This window comes from Allosphingosinicella indica, from assembly GCF_900177405.1.
Classification (GTDB): domain Bacteria; phylum Pseudomonadota; class Alphaproteobacteria; order Sphingomonadales; family Sphingomonadaceae; genus Allosphingosinicella; species Allosphingosinicella indica.
Genome location: NZ_LT840185.1, coordinates 953,351 through 974,303, shown reverse-complemented (window position 1 = coordinate 974,303; position 20,953 = coordinate 953,351). Strand labels below are relative to the sequence as shown.

Genomic DNA, 20,953 nt, shown 5'->3' with positions numbered 1-20,953 from the left:
CTTAGAACAGCTCGAGAGGTGTGCAAGGTTGGTGGTCATTTCGATGAATGTTTGGAAGTTCAGTCAGCCGGCACGGCTCGGCATCTTGTGTCTCGCTCTCTTGGCGACTGGCTGTGGCGATCGACGCGGCGGCTCGATCCCCTATGACGTCCAGACCTTCGGCGTGCCGGATGCCCCGCCTGCGCCCCCGCCCGATGCGAACTATCGGATAGCGAGCGGCGACACTCTGGCGATCACGGTGTTCCAGGTGGAGGCGCTGACGCGCGACTATGTCGTCGATACCGGTGGAAGCATTTCGATGCCGTTGATAGGATCGCTCCCCGCCGCCGGTCAGACCGCAGAGCAGCTCCGCACGAGCATCGCGACGAAGCTCAACCAGCGTTACATGCGCAATGCCGACGTTACCGTCTCGATCCGCGAGGCTCAAGGCCAAGTCGTTACCGTCGATGGCGCGGTGCGGCTGCCGGGCGCATATCCGGTACGCGGCCCGATGACACTCATTCAGGCCGTTGCGCAGGCGCGTGGCACGGACGACAGCGCCAATCCTCGGCGCGTCGCGGTTTTCCGGCAGGTCGACGGTCAGCGTATGGCGGCCGCGTTCGATCTGACCAGCATTCGGCGCGGCGAAGCGCCCGATCCGCAAATCTATGCCGGGGACGTCGTGGTCGTCGATGGCGGCAACGTGCGAGGCATCTGGCAGCAGCTTCTGCAGACGCTGTCGCTCGTCGCTCTGTTCCGTCCCTATTAACGGCATGCAAGACTTCGAGGCAGTAGATCACTGATGGGCAAGAACGAGCTTGAAGCGGCAGGCGTGAGCCAGGTGTGGCCTGTGGGAAACCAGGGGCGGCAGCTCGCGGGTATCGACGAGCCTGGTTACGAGCGTGAGCCGAAAGTCGAACTCACCCTCGCGACGCTCTATCGCCTGCTGTGGGAATGGCGGTGGCTGATCCTGAGCATGGCCGGCGCAGGCCTGGGTGTGGCGATCGTGGTCACATTGCTGTCTACGCCGCTCTATCAATCGACCGCCGTGATCGAGATCAACCCGCCCACTGTCGAAGTTATGGAAAGCGGCAAGGGGTCTGCACCCGCGGTTTCCAATGATCGTACGTTCATTGAAACCCAGCACGGCTTGCTTCGCAGCCGGGCGCTCGCGGAGCGCGTGGCGCAGGATCTCAACCTCGGTTCGGACGAGGGCTTCGTTCCCGGCGACATGGACCGGGCCGCCCGGCAAGCAGCCGCCGCGACCATCCTTGAGAAGAATCTGAAGGTCGAACGGGTCGATGAGAGCCGATTGCTGAAAATATCCTTCTCGTCCAACGATCCAGGCCGGTCGGCGCTCATAGTCAACGGTTTTGCGGACGCCTTCATTCGGACGAGCCTAGAGCGCCGTTATCAGGCGTCATCCTATGCCCGCGACTTTCTGGAGCGGCAGATCGGGACCGTGCGCCGCGATCTCGAAGGATCGGAAAGGCGCCTCGTTGCCTATGCGCAGCAGCAAGGGATTATCAACACCGGGTCGGCCCAGGGTGGCAACCCGGGCGACACCGGTTCTCTGACCGGCGCATCGCTTATCGCTCTGAATCAGGCGCTCGCCGCAGCGCAAACGAAGCGAATTGCCGCCGAGCAAGCTTACCAGCAGTCGCTGCGCGGATCCAATACCGCCGAGGTGGGAGAACGAACTGCCGAGCTCCGTAACTCGCGGGCCGCGCTGCAGGCGGAATATCAGGAGAAACTCAATCTCTTCCAGCCGGACTATCCGCAAATGGTCCAGCTACGCGCCCGAATCGAAGGCCTGGACAAGGAAATCGCGTCCGAATCCTCTAACGTCCGTCAGGGACGCGCCGGCACGCTGCGCGCCGAGTATCAGGCTGCGATGTCCGAAGAGGCGGAGCTTCGCGGAAAGGTCGGCGAACTGAGGGGAGAAGTGCTCAATCTGCGCGGCCGCAGCATCGAATATAATATCATTCAGCGCGACGTGGACACCAACCGCGAACTCTATGCCGCGCTTCTTCAGCGCTACAAAGAGATCGGCGTCGCAGGCGGCATCGGCACGAGCCAGGCGTCTGTAGTGGACCGCGGCCAGCTGCCGGCATCTCCTTATTCCCCCAACCTGCTTTTCAACTTGCTTGTCGGGCTGTTTGGCGGCTTGGCGCTTGGTGCGGGCATCGCGTTGCTGTTGGAGTTCATCAACGACACGATCAAGACGCCCGATGATGTCCGGGACCGGCTGCGCCTCGCATTTCTTGGCGGAATTCCCGCGACGAAGAGCCGCAAGCCTGTCGAGGATCTGCGCGATGCCACCTCGCCGATCTCCGAAGCCTATTTCTCGGCAGCGACGGCACTGCATTTCACCACTGAAAGCGGCGCCCCGCGCATTCTGCTCGTTACTAGTACCCGGCCGGCGGAGGGCAAATCGACGACGATCTGGGCTCTGGCCCAGCATTTTGCACGCCTGGGCAATCGCGTCCTGCTGATCGATGCGGATATGCGCAAACCCGCTTTCGTGACGGGTGCGGAAAAGGACGACGGGCTGTCCAACCTTCTCACATCGCGCGATCCGATCGCGCCGCACGTGATCGAGACGGGCTTTGACAATCTGTGGCTGCTGCCGTGTGGGCCGTTGCCGCCGAACCCGGCCGAATTGCTTGCGTCCCGTCGTCTTCCGGCTCTGCTGTCCGAAGCGCGCGAGCAGTTCGACTTCGTCATAGTTGATGGTCCGCCGATCCTCGGCCTTGCCGACGCGCCGCTCCTGGCGGCGGTCTGTGAAGGCACGATCATGGTGATCGAGGCCGGCAAAACGCGCACGCGGGCCGCATTCGAGGCGCTCAGTCGTCTGCGCACCGGCGAAAGCAACGTCGTTGGCGGCATCCTCACGCGATACACTCACGACGTGAGCGGCTACGGATACAAGTACGAAGCCTATAGCTACAAGTCGGTCGAGCAGAGCGACCGCGAGATCAAGGCACTCGAGAACAGTGAGGCGTAGCCGGAGCCGCGGTCGTCGCCGCGAGAAGCGCGAACGCATTCCGGTAACGCCGGCCCGGTTGGCCGGACACGCCTTGCTCGTGGTCATGGCAATCGTGGCAGCTTGGGGCATCATGCGTACGACGCTTGTCTCCTCGCCACGGATTCCCGCGGCAGCCACGCTTGCCGCGGATGCACCGCCAGTGACATTCGGGCTCGTCGATCAGCGCTATGCCTCATTCGGCGCAGTAGTGCCGCCGGCTGTCGATGCCGCGCTGGGAGCCGCGTTTGTTAATGAACCTTTGGCTGGCGACCCTTTCCTCTACCGCGCTCGTCAGCGGGTCGAGGCCGGCGATCGCGCCGGCGCGATCGGCCTCTTGGAAGAGGCGCGCAGGCGTAGTCCGCGCAGCCGCCCTGTCCGGATGATGCTTATCGAGCAGTACCTTCGCGCGGAGAATATCGCCGCCGCGACGGTGGAAATCGGTGTGCTCAGCAAGCTCACTCCGGTTGCACGAGACCATTTGTCGCGCGCCGTGTCGCAGCTGATGCTCGACAAGGAAGTCCGCCCGGCGGTGGTGCGCGCTCTGGCGGCCGACCCCATTTACGATTCCATTCTGGCGGAGTTGGCGCGCACGGGGGCTGACGCCGATCTCATCGTCGATCTTGCGCGCCAGCAGGTCCAGAGCGATCAGCCTCGCGAAGGCCGGGGCATTTGGCGCATCGCGCTCATCGATCGCCTGGTCGATGAGCGGCAGTATCGAAAGGCCCGCCAGCTCTGGGGCACCTTCTTTAATGTTCCTGACGATGCCGGCGGCAATGCAGTCTATGACGGGCGCTTTGCCGGCCGGCCCGGATCGCGCCCGTTCAATTGGCAACTGACGACAAATCAGACCGGCGCCGCCGAGCGATCGCGTCGCGGCGGGTTGGACGTCGATTACTTCGGCCGCACCTCCGGTCCGCTGGCTCGGCAATTGCTGTTGCTCTCTCCCGGGCAATACCGCCTTACGTTCCGCGCGGACGGCAATGCCAATGCCCAAGGCAGCCGGCTGGTTTGGCAGGTGATGTGCGATGGCGCCTCGTCGACTTTGTCCGAGACTGTTCTCGATCGCGTGGAAGCGGCGCCGCGTGCATTTGCCGCCAACTTCACGGTGCCCGCTCAGAATTGCGTTGCGCAATGGCTCAGTCTTGAGGGCATGGCGGCCGAGTTTCCGACGACGCAGTCGGCGCATATCGATAACGTTGAAATCAGATCATCCGGGAGCGCACGATGACCGCCATTCATCTGCTTGCGCCCTTTTATCTCGTTCTGTGTATCCTGCTCGGCGGGGCTAGCGCCGCGGGTTTCATCAGCAACGCTGTCCTCCAGCTCGCAGCGCTGCCGATCCTCTACTGGGCGTTCATGGCACATCGGCGGACCGCACCATCCGGGCCCGCCAGGCAGCTGATGGGCTTGGCGATCCTCCTGCTCGCTTTGTTTGCGGTTCAGCTGATTCCGATGCCGCCTTCCGTGTGGACGCTGCTGCCCGGCCGCGCAAACGTCGCGACAGGGTTTGAACAGCTCGGCCTCGCTTTGCCTTGGCTTTCGATATCGCTGAACCCGCAAGCAACGATCGCGTCGCTTCTCTGGCTGATTCCGGCATTCGCACTGCTGCTGGCGATCGTCCGGATTGGCGCGTTTCGGACGACGTGGCTGGCATGGGCTTTGGTCGGTGCGACTATGTTGTCGATTGGAGTTGGCGCAACTCAGGTCGCAGGCGGCGAGCGCGCGGCAACCTATTTCTATCAGATCACGAACCGCGGCTTCGCAGTCGGTTTCTTCTCCAACAACAACCATATGGCGACGCTGCTGCTCGCGTGCATACCGTTTCTGGCCGCGTTGAAGGTCGCTTCGACGCGAGACGGGCGGCGTGCCCGCAAGTCGGCCTCGGGCGTCGTCGTCCTGATCGGTGCCGCCGCGCTTCTGATCGTCGTGGGACTCGCCATCAACACGTCATTGGCCGGTATCGGCCTTGCCGTGCCGACCATCGCCGCAAGCCTGTTGCTTATCCGCTCAAAGCGTAAGGCGGTTCCGGTTTGGGCCTTTCCGGCCGTAGGGGCTTTGGCGATAGCTGCTCTCGCCGCGGTGCTGATCGCGCCGATCGGCAACAATCTCGTCGGCAACGATGCCAAGGGCTCGACGGAGTCGCGCGCGGTATCTTTCGAGCGCACGTTCGAGGCCGCGGGCGACTATTTTCCAGCCGGCTCGGGCATAGGTACATTTCAATCGGTCTATCGCACCTACGAGCCGCCCTCCGAGGTTACGGCCAGGTTCATGAACCACGCGCACAGCGATGTTCTCGAGGTTCTGCTAGAGACTGGGATCCTCGGTGCGCTGCTGTTTGGCCTGTTCCTGATCTGGTGGGGGCGGCGCACACTCGCCATCTGGCTTGCGGGGGATGCCGACATCTTCGCCCGCGCCGCCACGATCGCCTCGGCCGCGATCATGGCGCACAGCTTTGTCGATTATCCTCTGCGCACCGCGGCGATCTCCGCTCTGTTCGCCGCTTGCCTCGCCTTGATGGTGGAGCCGCGACCTTTCCGCGGGCGGCGCGACGAGGAAGAGCCGTCGGTGCGGCATCTCAGCGCGGACTAGCGCGTCAACGCGATGTCGAGCGCTTCGCGGTAGCGTTCGATGACGATGCGCTCGTCGAATTGGGTTTCCACCTTGCGCCGACTCTTGGCCCCCATCGCTGCGCGCTCGACCGAAGACATTTCGGCAATCGTGGTCATTCGCTCGGCGAGCGCGCACACGTCGCGCGCAGGGAAACGAAACCCGTTCCGCCCGTCCTCGACGATTTCCCGGCATCCCGGCATATCGGAAGCAATCAGGGGCCGGCCCATCGCAGCGGCTTCCAGAAGCGAACGGGGCGTGCCTTCGGGATAATAGGTCGGCAGTACAATACAATCGGCTGCCGCGATGAACGGACGCACATCATCGGCGCCGCCAAGAAATGTTATCGCACCCTCATTGACCCAGTGATCGATCTCGGCGCGCGGAATAGCGTCCTTCCCGTCCTGAACGAGACCAAGGAGCTGAAATTGCGTGTGTGGATGCTTCGTGCGCACCATTCGGCCTGCTTCGACGAAATCGGCCACGCCCTTCGAGCGCAGAAGGCGAGCCACCATCAGGAAGGTGACGGCGCCATCTTGCCGGCCGGTCGCGGCGGGGGGACTAAACCGGTCCAGGTCCACGCCGGAGCCCGGCAATAGCCGCGTTTGCGCGTCGCGGACGATCTTTCGGGACAGGAAGAGTGCGCGGTCGTCGGGATTCTGAAAGAATATTACCGGCGAACGGGAAAGAGCCAGCCGATACAATCCCCGCACCAGCCGGTTCAGCCACGTATTGCCGATGAACGTGTCGCCGAGACCTGCGATATTGTTGATCACCGGAATGTCCAGCATCCGCGCGGCGATCGAACCGTAGATGTTGGGCTTGATCGTGTAGGCGAGAAAAGCCGCGGGCCGCACCTCGCGAAGCACTTTTCGATACCGCCGCAGCAGATCGAGATCGGCGGTGACGGAAGTCCCGCGAGGGTCAAGATCGATCGGAATGAAGGTGATGCCGTGATCGGCGAGTGCGGGACTGAACCTGTCCGGCGGCGCCAAGGCTATGACTTCATAACCCGCCGCCTGCAGACCCCTGACGAGTCCAAGTCTGAAATTGATGATGTTCCAGGAAGCGTTGATCGCGAGCACGATGCGTTTGTTGGCCAACTTCGATCCCACTGCTGGTCCGGGAACGCCGAAACGACCGGCTATGCGCGACGCGGCTTTGCCCGTCGGTGCCCGGAAACTTGCGCCCCGTCCCATGCGAGGTTAGGCGCCACGGCGCAAGATCGATTGCCGCCGGACGCCCGGCGCCGGAGGATATGTGTTTCCCTACTGGGTTCTGTTTTCGGCCTACGCCATAGGCTCCGTCGGCAACAGGCTCGGCTCGCCTGAGACGGCGCGCCGGTCGATGCTGTTCGCGTTGCTCGCCGGCTTTACCGTCCTCTTTATTGGCCTCCGCTATCAGGTTGGCGCAGACTGGGACAATTACGAGATCATCTACGACACGGTCAGCCGGATGAGTTGGGACGCGATCCCGACTCAAAGCGACCCTGCCTATATGGCGTTGAACGCCGTCGCTTACGGGCTCGATCTCGACATCTGGTTCGTCAATCTCATCTGCGCGGCGATTTTTATCTGGGGGCTTTCACAATTCGCGAAGCGGCAGCCCAACCCGTGGTTGGCCTTCGTGGTTGCGGTGCCTTATCTCGTGATCGTCGTCGGCATGGGCTATACGCGTCAGGCCGTAGCCATCGGTCTCGTGATGGCGTCGATCGGCCGTTTCGAGGGTGGACGCTACGTCAGGTTCATCTTGCTGGTCATCCTCGCAGCGGCTTTCCACAAAAGCTCGATCATCGTTCTGCCGCTGATCGCGCTTTCGGCCGTTCGCCACCGGTTCGTCATCTACGCGACCGCGGCAGCGATGGCGGCGATCCTTTTCCTTCTGTTTCTCGACGTTTTTCTGGATGCGATCCTTTCCAGCTATTTCGAAACCGAAATGAGTTCGCAGGGCGCCGCGATCCGCGTTGCGATGAACATACCGCCCGCGCTGCTATTCTTGGCATTCCAAAAACGATTCGTGATTTCGGAGCAGGAGCGGCTGATCTGGCGCAATTTCTCGTTCGCCGTCATCGCGTCCATCGCGGGGCTCGCGGTTGCGTCCTCATCGACGGTGGTCGACCGCTTGGCGCTGTACCTCATTCCGCTGCAGATATTCGTTTTGTCGCGCCTGCCTTATGCGTTCCCGATCAAGCGGCGGGAGAACATTCAGCTGCTGATCGGCGTCTTTCTTTATTCGGCCGCCGTCCAAGTCGTCTGGCTGCTTCTGGCCGATCACGCCGAATATTGGCTGCCTTACCAGGTCAGCGCTTTGACCTAGCTGCGATTGCCTGCCAGTGACCGTCCAACCATGCCGCCCGGTTGCGGACTCCCTTTTTCAAGAGTTCAAGACATAAATGACTTTCTCTGGATCGAACTTCGCGCTCATCGGCGCAGCCGGTTATATCGCGCCGCGTCACATGCAGGCCATCAAGGCGACCGGCAACAGGGTCGTGGCCGCCATGGACCCCAATGATTCCGTCGGCGTGATCGACAGCTATTTCCCCGACAGCGCCTTCTTCGTCGAGTTCGAGCGGTTCGATCGCCATATCGACAAGCTGAAGCGACGGGGCGACGGGAGCGCCGTCGACTATGTCGCGATCTGCTCGCCCAATTACCTTCACGATTCGCACATTCGCTTCGCCCTGAAGGCCGGGGCGCATGCGATTTGCGAGAAGCCTCTTGTCGTCAATCCGTGGAACGCGGAGGCGCTCAAGGATATCGAGGCCGAAAGCGGGAAGAAGGTGAATACGATCCTGCAGCTTCGCCTCCACCCGAGCATCATCGCGCTTCGCGAGCGGGTCGCAGCGGCGGTTGCAGCCAATCCAACAGCGAAGTTTGCGGTCGATCTCACCTACATCACCAGCCGGGGCGCGTGGTATTTCGCGTCGTGGAAGGGCGCCGAGACGAAATCGGGCGGAATAGCCGCTAACATCGGCGTCCACTTCTTTGATATGCTGCTGTGGGTATTCGGCCCAGTGGTGTCCCAAGAAGTCGATCGGCTCGATTGGGATGCCGGAAGCGGCACCTTGGTTTTCGCCAATGCTGAGGTGCGCTGGTTCCTTTCGGTCAATGCGGATCATCTGCCGGATGGCGTAAAAGCGAAGGGTCAGCGGACGTATCGCAGCATCACGATGGATGGCGACGAGATCGAATTCTCAGATGGCTTCACCGATCTCCATACCGAGAGCTATCGTCATATCATGAAGGGCGAGGGCTTCGGCCTGGATGACGCCCTGCCGGCCATCCATCTCGTCCATGATATTCGCACGGCGCAACAATCCGGATCGACGTCGCCCTCCCATCCCTTCGCGGACGACCGGCAAACAGCGGCGGGATGAGCGTCTCGATCCATAGCAGCGCCATCGTCGACGAGGGCGCCACGATCGGAGACGGCTCGCGCGTCTGGCACTTTGTGCACATCTGCGCCGGCGCGGTGATCGGCAAGGCCGTCTCGCTTGGCCAGAACGTGTTCGTCGCCAACGATGTTGTGATCGGAGACGGCTGCAAGATCCAGAACAACGTGTCGGTCTATGATGGCGTTCGGCTCGACGAGGGCGTGTTCTGCGGCCCGAGCATGGTATTCACCAATGTCTACAATCCCCGCTCGCTCGTGGCGCGGCGGGACGAATATCGCCCGACGCACGTTCGCCGCGGAGCAACCTTGGGTGCGAATTGCACCATTGTGTGTGGCGTGACGATCGGAGAATATGCCTTCGTCGCAGCGGGGGCGGTCATCAACAAGGATGTCAAACCCTTCGCTTTGATGGCGGGCGTGCCTGCGCGGCAGATCGGCTGGATGAGCCGCCATGGCGAGCGCCTCGAACTGCCGATCCTGGGCTCAGGCAAAGCGGAGTGCCCCCATACCGGCGACCGCTATGTTCTCGATCCCGACGGTCTTCGATTGGATGACCGTTCAGCGTCCTAGCTGATCGAAGCGCCCTTCAGCACGCGTTCGCCGGTGCCGCCTTGGGCGATGATCTTCGCGGGAACGCCCGCAAGCGTTAGACCGGCCTCGGGAAACGACCTGGTCACCACCGCATTCGCTCCGATCGTGCAATTGTCGCCGATCCGGACGGGGCCATAGATCTTTGCGCCGGGGCCGATGTAGACATTGTCGCCTATACGCGGGGAGAATTTATGTTCCTCCCCCGGTTCGCAAAACTGCGCCGCGCCGCCGATATGGGCGCCCATGTGGATCCGGCAGTTTCGCCCGATCCGCGTGGTCGGATCGATCACCAGCAGACCATGATGGACGATCGCGACGCCGGGGCCGAAGATGTTGGGTCCGAGACTGAAGCCCAGCCGCACCGAAAGCCGCCGGAACCAGAAGAGGACCGGGAGCCGCAATAGCCGCGGTTTGCCCGTGTTGAGCAGATATTCGTTGCAGCGCATCAGGATGATAAGCCGGGCCACCGGGTCGAGAAACCATGTCTTGAGGCCAGCGCGGACGCCCATACTGGCAAGGTCCGCGCGGATATAAGCCTTCAATTCGGTCCAGTTGCTGATCAACCACCATTCCCTTCCGGCACTCAACGCGCCGGCTAGTGCCATAATATTCGCAAAGCTGATAGCGTAGCGCGCCTGGGCGTTGGGGCTGCCGTCGAAGCGGCCTTGACGTTGCCCTCACCCTTCGTCCAACGCCATCGCGAAGCGCCAGTCAGCGCCAATTTCCATTCTTTCGGTGTCTTATGGATGTAACGATCGTCGATTGCGGCATCGGCAATATCAAATCGGTCGAGCGGATGTTCCAGGCCGCCGACGCGACCGCGGAGATCGTGTCGGATCCGGCTAGTCTCAAGGACTGCCGGCGGCTGGCCCTGCCCGGCGTTGGGGCGTTCGATGCAGGGATGGCCGCGCTCAATGATGGCTGGCGCGCCGCGCTGGACCAAGTCGCGCTGGAGCGCCGGATCCCGGTGCTCGGCATTTGCCTTGGCATGCAGCTGCTGTGTCGTGGCAGCGAGGAAGGCGAGGCCGCGGGTCTGGGGTGGATCGCGGGGGATGTCGTCACACTCGATCTCGGCGGCAACGCCGCGCTTAGGCTGCCGCATATGGGCTGGTCGGTGGTCACCCCGGCGCGCAACAACCCGCTGATCCCTTCCGATGCGGGGGAGCAGCGCTTCTACCACGTTCACAAATATCGTGCCGTTTGTGATCGCGAGGAGGATGTGCTGGCCACCACCGAATATGGCACCCGCTTCGTTACCGCAGTCCAGCGCGACAATATCTTCGGGGTCCAATTCCATCCCGAGAAAAGCCATCGCTTCGGGCTTCAGCTCATGCGCAACTTCCTGGCGCTGCCATGCTGACCCATCGCGTATTGCCCTGCCTGTTGCTCAGCCCCAGCCGCGGCGGGCTGGTGAAGACGCTAAAGTTCGGCAAGCCGAAATATGTCGGCGATCCGATCAATGCGGTGAAGATCTTCAACGAGAAGGAGGTCGACGAGCTTCTGGTCGTCGATATCGACGCCACGCGCGAAGGTCGCGGCCCGGATTTCGAGCTTATCGAGCAGCTCGCGAGCGAATGCTTCATGCCGCTTTGCTACGGCGGCGGCATCCGCAGCGCGGAGGATGCGCGACAGTTGTTCAGCCTTGGCGTTGAGAAGGTCGCGTTGCAGAGCGCCGCGATGCGCGACCCCAACATCGTTCGCCAGATCGCCGAGCGGGCCGGGCAGCAGGCGGTCGTAGTGTCGATCGACGTCAAGCGGAACTGGCTGGGCAAGCCCGGGCTCTACAGCGCCTTCGGCGTGAAGAGCTCCTATTCAGACTGGCGTGACGCAATGCGCGGCGCGATCGCGAGCGGGGCGGGCGAAATCCTGCTCAACGCGGTGGATCGCGATGGCACCCTGACGGGGCCGGACCTCGATCTGATCCGCGAAGCCAGCGCGATCGCCGACGTGCCGCTCGTCGCGCTGGGCGGCATTTCCTCGCTTGCCGACATGAAGGCTGCGACCGATGCAGGCGCGAGTGCGGTTGCGGCCGGCGCCTATTTCGTGTTTCAGGGCCCCCACCGCGCCGTCCTCATCACCTATCCGCGCTATGAGGAGCTGCGCGCGCTGTGGAGTTCCGCCGAGTGATACCCAACGTCCGGACCTGTACGCGGTGCATCATGGACACCACCGCGCCCGACATCGTGTTCGACGATGAAGGCGTCTGCAATTATTGCACGGAATTCCTGCGCAAAAAGGAAAAGCATCTTCCGTTGAACGAAGAAGATCGCCTGCGCCGGCTCGACGCGCTGGTCGATATGGTCAAAGCCGCCGGCCGCGGGAAGCGCTACGATTGCATCGTCGGCCTCTCCGGCGGGGTGGATTCGAGCTGGTCGCTGGTGCAGGCGGTGCGGCTGGGGCTACGGCCGCTTGCCGTTCACATGGACAGCGGCTGGAACTCGGAACTTGCCCAGAACAATATCGCCAATCTGGTGCGCGGGCTTGGGGTCGATCTCTACACCCATGTCATCGACTGGCCGGAAATCCGCGGGCTCATGGAAGCGTTCTTCGCGTCGGACGTGATCGATGTGGAAGTGCTGTACGACAATGCGATGCTGGCGGTGAACTACCGGCAGGCGGCCAAGCACGGCCTCAAATACATCCTCGCGGGGACGAACATCGCGACCGAGGGCGTGGATATTCCCAAGACCTGGAATTGGCACAAGGCCGACAAGCGCAACATCGTCGGCATCTCCCGTCGTTTCGGCGGTCCGCGCCTGAAGACCTTCCCGGCGATCAGCACGCTGGACATGGCGCGCTACGTCGCGGTGAACGGCATCAAGTGGGTGTCGTTCCTAGACTATCTCGACTATCGCAAATCGCACGCGCTGGAGGTGCTGCAGAAGGATTTCGGCTACAAGCCCTATGCCTACAAGCATTATGAGTCCGTCTTCACGCGCTTCTATCAGGGCTATCTCCAACCTTACAAATTCGGCGTCGACAAACGCAAACCGCATCTTTCCAGTCTGATCATGACCGGCGAGATGACGCGCGACGAAGCCATGGAGCGCGCCGCCGGCATCGCCTATCCGAGCGAGAAGGATATGGAGGCGGACCGCCTTTACTTCATCAAGAAGATGGGATGGTCGGAAGAGAAGTTTCAGGACTACATGTCCCGTCCGGAACGCCCGCATACGGACTACCCGTCCGAAGCAGCCTTCTTTCACAAGCTGCTCGCCCTGTACCGGCGGATGAACCTCAAGATCGGGCGGATCACATGGAACTGATCATTCGAGGCGGCCGCGGATAGTTCTCGCAGGGTTTCCGCCGACGATCAAATTCGGCTCCGTGATGCTTTTGGTCACGACCGCCCCGGCTGCGATCACTGACCCGGGGGCTATCGAAATCCCCGCTAGGATCGTTACGTTGGCGCCGATCCAGACATTTGCCCCGATCGATACGGCTTTGCTTTCAACCGGTTGATATTTGATCGGGACCTTTTCGTCTCGGAAGCCATGGTTCGTCGTGACGATCGAGACACGATGGCCAATGGCCACGTTGTCGCCGATCTTCAGACCACCGGACGCGGAAAGGTTGCCGCTTCGGTTGATCGAAACATGATCGCCGATTTCAAGCCCCTCGAACCCCTCGATGAATACGTCCGGGAAGACAAATAGGTGGCGGTGCGCGCGCCCCAGCAATGCGTCGATGATCATCCGGCGAACGGGCATGAAGCGTTCGCTCTCGATGCGGATCGTCCCGCGATACAGGCGCACAAGCAACTTGTTCAGGATTTTGCGGCCAAAGTTCAGATGCCGTTGTCGCGGCTGGCTCATGGTTCCCGACGCTCCGCTCATTCTGTCGACGCCCATTATCGCGCCGCTGGTGCAGCCGAGCGTTTCGCCACGAGGATCAACGCGATCCCGAACAGGGCATATTCTAGCGACAATAGCCATGCCGCGGCGACCAGAAATTCTCGCGGCTGCAAATCACCGAGGTAGGCAAGAAGATAGGCCATGCCCAACACCGCAACATTGGCAACATTGTGAAGCAAGAGCCACTGGGGACGCCTCACCACGAAGACCGTCGTGCCGATCGACATGACGAGGCTGCGGATCGCGAGCATCGGCGCCAGGATGATCAGCATGTCCGCGGCCGGCTCCCAGGTCTTGCCGAGATAGAGGGTGATGAACGGACGCGCGAGCAGCCACATTCCCAGCAACACCGCTACCGACAGCGCGCCGGAAACGGCGAGGTTGAACTTCATCTCGTTCCAGAACCGGCCGGTCGCCTCGAAGGCCCGCGCCGCTTTCTGGAAAAACACCTGTCCTAGGGCGTCGTTGAAGAGTTGCAGCGGCACGATCGCGATGCGGCTCGCCAAGGCATAGAAGCCGACCACCCTGTCGTCGTAGAGGGCAAGCAGCGCGAAGGTCATGAGGTTGAGTGACACCGCGGCGATGAACGTGCTGGGGATGTCCACCGCGACTTGGGCGCGAAAACGGTTGAACATCGCGCGCATCCGGCGGCGATGCGGCCGGCCGGGCGGTATGTAGCGCGCGATGGCAAGCCCCAACGTCGCAGCCTGCAAAACCAGCCCCACGGTGAAGCCCAGGATCAGCGCCATCGGATCGCGCCAGACGAACGCAAGGCCGATCTGGACCAGCACCGTCGCACCGGTCCGTATGAGCAGCGAAACGGAGTTCAGCTTATAGGCGTCGTGCCGCATCAGATAGAGCGACGAGGCCGCACAGAAGCCCGTGAGGAAAACGCACAGCCCCAGCAAAAGCGAAAAGACGGGTCCGGCCTCGGTCGTCGCTAGGCGGCCGAAGACCATGAACCCGGCGGCCGCCAAGATGCCGACCAGGGCGCTCAAGGTATAGCAGAGCCAGAGGATCGCGAACCGCCCGTGGCGCGGCGCTATCGGCACCGCTAGATCGAAACGGAGACAAGCAATTGCCCCGGGGATCGCCGAGAGCGCGACGAACATCGCGAACACGCCGAAACCCGCTGGTTGATAGAGTCGGGCGAGAAACGGGTAGCTCACGAGGTTGGCCGCCTGCGCGGCAGCGGTCCCCGAGAAGAGGATCAGGAAGTGCCGGAAATATTGTTTCCGGTCCATGGGCGGGTCTACCTCGCGACCGGAGTGGGGTTTCAGGCCGCGATGCCGGCCGTCTCGCCTCGGCCGAGAAACGCATCGACGTCAGAAAGCGCCGTCCGCAACGTGCCCCAGAAATCCGCGACGAACTCGATCCCGAGCTGCTCGCGGATCTTTGCATTCGAAACGTCGAATTCCATGATGTCGCCGACCAGCGGCTCGCCATGTTCGATCATCAGCCGGCGCTCGGGATCGAGGATGTCGAGCATGCCTTGCGCGAGCTCGTTGATCGTCACGCGAATGCCCGAAGCGGCATTAAAAGCCTGGCCCGTCGCCGCGGGGTCTACGGCGGCGCGGATATTCGCCTCGACGAGATCTTTGACCCAGGTGAAGGATCGAACCTGATCGCCATGGCCGAATACGATCGGATTCTGCCCCTGCGTGATCCGGCGAAGGAAGATCGACACGACGCCGCCGAACTCGTTCGACTCCTGCCGCGGTCCATACACGTGGAAATAGCGCAGGATCGTGGTGTCCAGGCCGTAGAGCTTGTGGAACACGTCGACGTAGCGCTCTCCCGCAAGCTTCGAGACGCCGTAATAGGAAACCGGTTCGAACGGATGCGTCTCCGTGGTCGGAAAGATCTGCGGCTCGCCGTAAACCGAGCCGGTCGACGCCTGGACGAACTTCCTGACGCCGTGCTTCTTCGCCATCTGCAGCAGATTGAGCGCGCCGCCAGCATTGACTTCGAGATCGCGATGCGGGTCGATCAGGCAGACGTTCTTCTTGGACGCGGCGTTGTGGAAGACCGTGTCGACGCCTTCGAAGGCATCGTCCATCGCCGAACTGGAGTCGCAGATGTCGAGCTGCGCAAAGCGGAAGTTCGGACGGTTCGACTTGTTCTCGAGGTGCGCGACGTTGGTGCGCTTGCCTGCCGACAGGTCGTCCATGCACAGCACCTCGGCGCCGAGGTCAACGAGCGCTTCGCAAAGGTGGGAGCCGATGAACCCGGCACCGCCGGTCACGATCACCTTACGGCCCGCGAGCGCAGACGCCTTATTGTCCTGCATGAACTGGTCCTCTAATTAACTGGGATGTCGGCCATGGCCGGCCGGCGGCTGCTTAGCGCCGGGCGCCACGCGGGGCAATGCGCGTGCTTTGGTTGCAGAGCGAGGGCAGGGCGCCTATCGCTCCCGACCAGCGAGATGAAGACATGAACCGGGAGAGTGAAGGCAGCCGTTCCGGCGCCGTGTCGGACGGGCCGCGCCCGGGGCTGCTCGTGCTCGATGCGTCCTACACGCTCGAAATGATCCGGGAGCGCGGCCTGGAGCAATCGGTGACATGCCGCGATCTGGATGGTTTCTTCAGCCATGTCTGGAGCGTCCATCCCTTCGCGACCTTGCTGACCTCACCAGCATGGACGGTCCGGCACGGTGCGCCGGTCTGGCACGAGATCGCGCCGCGACACACGTTTGTTGAGGGCAAGGTCGGCCGTTTCACCTGGCTTTCCCGTATTTTCCCACTGAACTTTGCGATCGCCCAAATGGGGCTATTCATCACCTTGCTCCGCCTGATCCGGCGCGAAAATATCCGCGTGATCCGTGTCGGCGATCCACTCTATCTCGGCCTGTTCGGCCTCGCTCTCGCGCGGCTGACCGGCATCCCGATGCTGATCCGTGTAAACGGCAACAACGACAAGGTGCGAGAGAGCACGGGCCAGCCGCTCTATCCCAAGCTGTTCGGGACGGCTGCGCGCGAAAAGCGCATCGAGCGCTTCGTCTTTCCTCGCGCCGATCTCGTGGCAGCACCCAATCAGGATAATGTCGATTTCGCCGTCGCTAGCGGCGCGCGGCCGGACCGGGTGACGATCTTTCGCTACGGAAATCTTCTGGCGGACGCGCATCTGCGCCCCCCCTCCGAGCGTCCGCTCGATGCCCAATTCTTCGATCGGCTGGGTGTCCGGCCGGGCGGCTATTTGCTCTGCATCGGTCGGTTGCAGGCGGTGAAATTCCCAGACGATGCGGTGCGCGTTTCGGGCGAACTCGTACGGCGGGGGCACGATCTCAAGCTGGTGATGGCTGGGGACGGACCGATGCGTGATGAGCTTGCCGCGCTTGCCGCTTCGGAAGGCGTCGGCGACCGGGTGGTGTTCGCCGGCAATCAGAACCAGCATGCGCTTTCACAGCTTAACCCCCACGCCGCAGCGGTCATCTCGCCGCTTACGGGACGCGCCCTATCGGAATCAGCGCTCGGTGAGGCTCCGATCGCCGCCTATGATCTAGATTGGCAGGGCGATTTGATCCAGACCGGCCAAACCGGCGAGCTCGTCCCCTTCCGCGACGTCGGCGCACTTGCGGATGCCGCAGAACGTCTAATAGTGGATCGGAATTATGCCGCCGATATGGGCAAAGGCGCGCGCATCCGAGCGCTCGAATTACTCGATCCTGCGGCGCTCGATCAGCACGAACGCGACGAATATGCCAAATTGATGCGTATCGAAGGATCAGGCGCTGTCCGCCGCTAGCCTCCGCGGAAAAGTTTCTTTAAGCATGCCAGAGGCCGCATCTTAATGCCGCCCGCTCCGACACCCGGGCAAGCCGAGTTTTAGCCAGACTAAACTCGTAGTTGATTTGAAGCGCAGAGCGGCGTGACGCCGGCGCGCACAGGAGATGCGTTATGACGACTGTAGTCATCCAGGCCAGCATGTCGGGAGGCGATGATAGCGCTCGGATCAATGCCGCTTTGGCCGATCCAAACGTGACTACGGTGGTATTGGGCGCAGGCACCTTTTATGCCAGCGCGTCGATTTTCGTGCCGTCAGGCACCACTTTGATGGGGCAGGGTGCAGACGGTACGATGATCCGTGCCCTTCCGGATTTCGTGCGCGACGCTGGCTCATTCGGTGTCGTCGCGTCCGAGACGGGCGCGGTGGGCGTCACCGTTTCGGATCTCAGCATAGACGCGAGCAAATTGCTGGTGGACGGCGCACGACTCAACGGCTGCTATATGGATCAGGCAACCGGTTTCACCATCAGCAGCGTCAACACGTATAATGCGACCGGCTATGGCCATTTCGCGCAAGGAGATCTCAACGCGTTTGTTAGAGGCGATCCGAGCCCGATCTACGCGAGCGGCACCTACAATGATTGCTGGAGCTTCAACTCCAACGTCGGCTTCGAGCAGATGTTCTGTGATGGCATCACCCTGACCAACGTCCACGTCCGCGACGGCGACGGGGATATCAATACGGAATACAGCTTCCACCCGCTGTCCGGCTCCAAGAACATAACCTATGTCGGCGCGACGGCGATCGGCGCCAAAGGTGGGTTCGGGCTGGTTACGACCATCGCGCCTCTGGAGAACATTTCGATCATCGACAGCCGGGTCGAAGTCGGGACATCGCCGGCTATCACGTCAGACGGCTTCAACCCCGTGATCGGCCTGGAGATCACCAATTCGTCGTTCATTTCGGCATCGAACGCCGGCGCTCGCATCGGTGGGATCAGCGGTACTTTCCGCAATTCCTACTTCCAAGGCGCCGTGATCGGAGCCGAATTCGGCTATTCGTCGGATGGATCGATCTGCGAAATTCTGATCGTCGACACCTACTCGACCGGTATCTCGAAGCCGACCTCGCTCGCCGCTGCCTACGGCGTGAACGTGTTCGGCGATGGGATCACCTGGCAGGGCGGCAGGATTGAGGCCTGGGGGCCGCAGGGGTTGATGTACCCCGTTTCGGGCTCGCCCAGGGTCGACGCGGCGACACAGTTGGTTGCCAACGGCTATTACGGTCCGCCGCGCAACGCGGGCAGCTGGACTCTCGCCGATTTCGTCCTCGGCAAGGATACAGACGATCGCCTCACCGGAGGTGCCGGTAACGACGTTCTCGTCGGCCTCGCGGGCAATGACATCCTCGTCGGCGGCCGCGGCCGGGACGTCATGCAGGGCGGCTTGGGAGACGATCGCTATTATGTCGATGATCCGTTCGACGTGACGTTCGAGGCCGCGAACGAAGGCTTCGACATCGTTTATACCGGCACCAATTTTGCGCTTGTCCCCGGTTCGCACATCGAGGTGCTCGGCACGGTCGACTGGCGGCTGACTGATCCGCTTCAGCTCACCGGCAACGAGCTTAACAACAGGCTGATCGGCAACAGCGGCGCCAACCAGCTCTACGGTAGCGCCGGCGATGATACGCTGATGGGGATGGACGGTGACGATATCCTCGATGGGGGGCCTGGGCGCGACCTGATGATCGGCGGGGCGGGCAACGACAGCTACTATGTCGACAATCCCTTCGATGTGGTCCGCGAGGCGGCAAACGAAGGCTTCGATACGGTCTATACGAGCGTCAATTTCACGCTCGAGCGCGGTTCGCATGTCGAAGTGGTCGGAACGATCGACTGGCGGCTTACCGATCCGCTGAAGCTCGTCGGCAACGAACTTAACAACAAGCTGATCGGCAATTCCGGCGCGAACCAGCTTTATGGCGGTGACGGCAATGACAGTCTGGTCGGCCTGGACGGGGACGATCTCCTCGATGGTGGCGCAGGTAACGACATCATGGAGGGCGGCCGCGGGGACGACAGCTATTTCGTCACGCAGGGCGATCGTATCATCGAGCGCGCCGGTGAAGGGTTCGATTCGGTCTACGCCGCGGAATCCTTCACCCTCGGCGCAGACTGGTCGATCGAACTGCTTGCGACGATCAACCCGTATGCGAGGGACGCGATCAACCTTGCGGGAAACAATCTCAACAACGCCATCATCGGCAATGCCGGCAACAACCGGATCGACGGCGGCGCGGGCAGCGACACGTTGCGCGGTTTGGGTGGGGCCGACAGTTTCGTGTTCAGCACTGCGCTCGGACCGGACAATATCGATCTGCTGCCCGATTTCGAACCGGGCATCGACAAGTTCCTGCTCGTCAGGAGTATCTTTTCGAACCTGGCCGTGGGCGCGCTTGAGCCGGGGGCTTTCGTAACCGGCGCGGCGGCCATGGACAGCAACGATCGGATCATTTTCGACCGCTCGACCGGGGCTTTGTTCTACGATGCGGACGGAAACGGCGCGGGTGCGGCGGTGCAATTCGCTACGCTGAACCCCGGGCTCAATCTATCGGCCGCCGATTTCATGATCATCTAGCCGGCCTGAGCGCCGGCGCGGACGTAGAGCGCCTCGTAAGCGGAAGCCATGCTGGCAGCACTGTGGTTCGAAAGAACATATGCGTGCTGCCGTTCGGCCAGCGCCGCCCGCGCGCCCGGATCGGACAGCAACTGCGCGGCTTCTTCGCCGACGCGCTTCGGGCTCGCGTCCGACCAAATCCAGTCGCGATCGGAGAGCCGGTGGTGCGGCAAGGTTTGAAGCGCGATGAGCGGAACGTGCGTGGCTGCGGCTTCCAGGCCGGCGATGCCGGTAATAGGGCCGACGTTGATGCTGACGTAGAGGTCCATCAGCCGCATCGCGATACGCGGCTCGATCACGAGGCCCGGAAGATGCAATCGATGGCCCAGCCCCGCCTCGTCACCCGCGGCGCGGACCTCCGCCAGCATCGGCCCGCTCCCACCCATGAGAAAGTGGACGCCGTCTCCGCAACGCTTCGCGATCTCGGCGAAGGCCTCTATGATCGCAAGCGGCTTGCGCTCCGCAAGCATCCGGCCGACCGTGCCAACGACCGCGCGGGCATCGCGGGGAATGCCCACCTCCTTGCGATAAGTAGCGACGTCTTCGTCGCTGGGCATCGCTGTGCCGATGGCGATCCCGTTCGGGATGATAGCAAGGGGAAGCGCGGGGTGACGCGTGGCGAACCGCGTCCAATGCGCGTCCTCCGCCATCAGGGCAAAACCGTCGCGCTGGCTCGCGAGCGCGGTGGCCAACCGGAGCTGCCACGGCTTGATCGGCATGCCGACGCCATGAAAGGTTTCAACGACCCGGGGTTTTGTCCCGCCATGCAGCCGCCGCAAGATGCGGATTGCCGTTCCGACCAGCGCGCCCAGCGTCAGGTGGCAATGGACGACATCCTGCTCACGCAGAAAATGCCAGTGCCGCGCAACCCATGCTGGCAAAAGCCCATAACGCCGGAAGCGCGAGCGGCGCGTTGCGATAAACTCCAGCCGGACGTCCTTGTGGAGCATCGCCTGGCCTTCGGCGGGGTCCACCGGACAGGCGGCAACGACCGTCACTTCATGCCCGCGCGCCGCTGCCTCGTTCGCAAGATCGATCAGGACGCGCTCGGCACCGCCCTTCGTCAGCGCCGGAATGATATGGGTGATCTTCATGGC

At 62.3% G+C, this 20,953-nt stretch carries 18 protein-coding genes; 12 read left to right on the top strand and 6 right to left on the bottom strand.

Translation table 11 applies throughout. The features are described 5' to 3' along the window. The first annotated feature begins 43 nt into the window (after window positions 1–43). From B9N75_RS04780 to B9N75_RS04765, 4 genes are all read left to right on the top strand, one after another. Window positions 44–748, top strand: coding sequence for a polysaccharide biosynthesis/export family protein (locus tag B9N75_RS04780; protein WP_085217762.1), 705 nt, complete (start codon window positions 44–46; stop codon window positions 746–748). A 33-nt stretch (window positions 749–781) separates the two neighbouring features. Then, entirely contained in the window at window positions 782–2,986 is a 2,205-nt protein-coding gene (locus B9N75_RS04775; protein WP_085217761.1) for a GumC family protein, read from the top strand. 85 nt (window positions 2,987–3,071) lie between these two features. After that, entirely contained in the window at window positions 3,072–4,235 is a 1,164-nt protein-coding gene (locus B9N75_RS04770) for a hypothetical protein (RefSeq protein WP_157123697.1), read from the top strand. Between the two features lie 173 nt (window positions 4,236–4,408). Beyond that, window positions 4,409–5,596, top strand: a complete 1,188-nt coding sequence (locus B9N75_RS04765; protein WP_244552477.1) for an O-antigen ligase family protein — start codon at window positions 4,409–4,411, stop codon at window positions 5,594–5,596. On the opposite strand, the gene B9N75_RS04760 is transcribed toward B9N75_RS04765, so the two are convergent. Then, window positions 5,593–6,717, bottom strand: coding sequence for a glycosyltransferase family 4 protein (locus B9N75_RS04760; RefSeq protein WP_244552428.1), 1,125 nt, complete (start codon window positions 6,715–6,717; stop codon window positions 5,593–5,595). The two genes, B9N75_RS04765 and B9N75_RS04760, sit on opposite strands and share 4 nt — an antisense overlap. Window positions 6,718–6,874: 157 nt before the next feature. On the opposite strand from B9N75_RS04760, the gene B9N75_RS04755 reads away from it, so the two are divergent. The 3 genes from B9N75_RS04755 (at window position 6,875) to B9N75_RS04745 (ending at window position 9,577) form a co-directional block, all read left to right on the top strand. After that, window positions 6,875–7,930, top strand: coding sequence for an EpsG family protein (locus B9N75_RS04755; RefSeq protein ID WP_085217757.1), 1,056 nt, complete (start codon window positions 6,875–6,877; stop codon window positions 7,928–7,930). Between the two features lie 76 nt (window positions 7,931–8,006). After that, window positions 8,007–8,990, top strand: coding sequence for a Gfo/Idh/MocA family protein (locus B9N75_RS04750; RefSeq protein WP_085217756.1), 984 nt, complete (start codon window positions 8,007–8,009; stop codon window positions 8,988–8,990). Next, window positions 8,987–9,577: an acyltransferase gene (locus B9N75_RS04745; protein ID WP_085217755.1), complete on the top strand. Its 591-nt coding sequence runs from the start codon at window positions 8,987–8,989 to the stop codon at window positions 9,575–9,577. The genes B9N75_RS04750 and B9N75_RS04745 overlap by 4 nt, the downstream gene beginning before the upstream one ends. On the opposite strand, the gene B9N75_RS04740 is transcribed toward B9N75_RS04745, so the two are convergent. Next, on the bottom strand, window positions 9,574–10,161 hold the full coding sequence (locus B9N75_RS04740) for a serine O-acetyltransferase (protein WP_172840816.1): 588 nt from the start codon (window positions 10,159–10,161) through the stop codon (window positions 9,574–9,576). The two genes, B9N75_RS04745 and B9N75_RS04740, sit on opposite strands and share 4 nt — an antisense overlap. 179 nt (window positions 10,162–10,340) lie before the next feature. On the opposite strand from B9N75_RS04740, the gene hisH reads away from it, so the two are divergent. The 3 genes from hisH to B9N75_RS04725 are packed head-to-tail and all read left to right on the top strand — an operon-like array spanning window position 10,341 to window position 12,864. Further along, window positions 10,341–10,958, top strand: a complete 618-nt coding sequence (hisH, locus tag B9N75_RS04735; protein ID WP_085217753.1) for an imidazole glycerol phosphate synthase subunit HisH — start codon at window positions 10,341–10,343, stop codon at window positions 10,956–10,958. Beyond that, window positions 10,952–11,725, top strand: coding sequence for an AglZ/HisF2 family acetamidino modification protein (locus B9N75_RS04730; RefSeq protein ID WP_085217752.1), 774 nt, complete (start codon window positions 10,952–10,954; stop codon window positions 11,723–11,725). Before hisH ends, B9N75_RS04730 begins: the two co-directional genes overlap by 7 nt. Next, the gene (locus B9N75_RS04725) at window positions 11,707–12,864 is read left to right on the top strand and encodes an N-acetyl sugar amidotransferase (RefSeq protein ID WP_342039342.1); all 1,158 of its coding nucleotides are present in this window, start codon (window positions 11,707–11,709) and stop codon (window positions 12,862–12,864) included. The genes B9N75_RS04730 and B9N75_RS04725 overlap by 19 nt, the downstream gene beginning before the upstream one ends. Here B9N75_RS04725 and B9N75_RS04720 read toward each other — a convergent pair whose 3' ends face one another. The 3 genes from B9N75_RS04720 to B9N75_RS04710 are packed head-to-tail and all read right to left on the bottom strand — an operon-like array spanning window position 12,865 to window position 15,742. Next, window positions 12,865–13,413 carry an acyltransferase gene (locus B9N75_RS04720; RefSeq protein ID WP_172840815.1) on the bottom strand — a complete coding sequence of 183 codons (549 nt, stop codon included), beginning with the start codon at window positions 13,411–13,413 and terminating at the stop codon, window positions 12,865–12,867. 35 nt (window positions 13,414–13,448) lie between these two features. Further along, complete coding sequence (locus B9N75_RS04715; protein WP_085217750.1) at window positions 13,449–14,696, bottom strand: lipopolysaccharide biosynthesis protein; 1,248 nt, start codon at window positions 14,694–14,696, stop codon at window positions 13,449–13,451. A gap of 32 nt (window positions 14,697–14,728) precedes the next feature. Next, entirely contained in the window at window positions 14,729–15,742 is a 1,014-nt protein-coding gene (locus B9N75_RS04710; protein ID WP_085217749.1) for an SDR family NAD(P)-dependent oxidoreductase, read from the bottom strand. A 143-nt stretch (window positions 15,743–15,885) separates the two neighbouring features. On the opposite strand from B9N75_RS04710, the gene B9N75_RS04705 reads away from it, so the two are divergent. Both B9N75_RS04705 and B9N75_RS04700 read left to right on the top strand, forming a co-directional pair. Next, window positions 15,886–17,196, top strand: a complete 1,311-nt coding sequence (locus tag B9N75_RS04705) for a glycosyltransferase family 4 protein (RefSeq protein ID WP_172840814.1) — start codon at window positions 15,886–15,888, stop codon at window positions 17,194–17,196. A 152-nt stretch (window positions 17,197–17,348) separates the two neighbouring features. Next, complete coding sequence (locus tag B9N75_RS04700; protein WP_085217747.1) at window positions 17,349–19,817, top strand: glycosyl hydrolase family 28-related protein; 2,469 nt, start codon at window positions 17,349–17,351, stop codon at window positions 19,815–19,817. On the opposite strand, the gene B9N75_RS04695 is transcribed toward B9N75_RS04700, so the two are convergent. Then, window positions 19,814–20,950, bottom strand: a complete 1,137-nt coding sequence (locus B9N75_RS04695) for a glycosyltransferase family 4 protein (RefSeq protein WP_085217746.1) — start codon at window positions 20,948–20,950, stop codon at window positions 19,814–19,816. The genes B9N75_RS04700 and B9N75_RS04695 overlap by 4 nt on opposite strands. Between the last annotated feature and the right edge of the window lie 3 nt (window positions 20,951–20,953).

Excerpts from the sequence above, each read along its gene's own strand:
- B9N75_RS04765 (WP_244552477.1), top strand. The coding sequence starts at position 4,409 with ATGGGCTTGGCGATCCTCCTGCTCGCTTTGTTTGCGGTTCAGCTGATT.
- B9N75_RS04750 (WP_085217756.1), top strand. The coding sequence starts at position 8,007 with ATGACTTTCTCTGGATCGAACTTCGCGCTCATCGGCGCAGCCGGTTAT.
- B9N75_RS04695 (WP_085217746.1), bottom strand. The coding sequence starts at position 20,950 with ATGAAGATCACCCATATCATTCCGGCGCTGACGAAGGGCGGTGCCGAG.
- B9N75_RS04700 (WP_085217747.1), top strand. The coding sequence starts at position 17,349 with ATGACGACTGTAGTCATCCAGGCCAGCATGTCGGGAGGCGATGATAGC.
- B9N75_RS04770 (WP_157123697.1), top strand. The coding sequence starts at position 3,072 with ATGGCAATCGTGGCAGCTTGGGGCATCATGCGTACGACGCTTGTCTCC.
- B9N75_RS04715 (WP_085217750.1), bottom strand. The coding sequence starts at position 14,696 with ATGGACCGGAAACAATATTTCCGGCACTTCCTGATCCTCTTCTCGGGG.
- B9N75_RS04775 (WP_085217761.1), top strand. The coding sequence starts at position 782 with ATGGGCAAGAACGAGCTTGAAGCGGCAGGCGTGAGCCAGGTGTGGCCT.
- hisH (WP_085217753.1), top strand. The coding sequence starts at position 10,341 with ATGGATGTAACGATCGTCGATTGCGGCATCGGCAATATCAAATCGGTC.
- B9N75_RS04780 (WP_085217762.1), top strand. The coding sequence starts at position 44 with ATGAATGTTTGGAAGTTCAGTCAGCCGGCACGGCTCGGCATCTTGTGT.
- B9N75_RS04705 (WP_172840814.1), top strand. The coding sequence starts at position 15,886 with ATGAACCGGGAGAGTGAAGGCAGCCGTTCCGGCGCCGTGTCGGACGGG.
- B9N75_RS04710 (WP_085217749.1), bottom strand. The coding sequence starts at position 15,742 with ATGCAGGACAATAAGGCGTCTGCGCTCGCGGGCCGTAAGGTGATCGTG.
- B9N75_RS04730 (WP_085217752.1), top strand. The coding sequence starts at position 10,952 with ATGCTGACCCATCGCGTATTGCCCTGCCTGTTGCTCAGCCCCAGCCGC.
- B9N75_RS04745 (WP_085217755.1), top strand. The coding sequence starts at position 8,987 with ATGAGCGTCTCGATCCATAGCAGCGCCATCGTCGACGAGGGCGCCACG.
- B9N75_RS04720 (WP_172840815.1), bottom strand. The coding sequence starts at position 13,413 with ATGAGCCAGCCGCGACAACGGCATCTGAACTTTGGCCGCAAAATCCTG.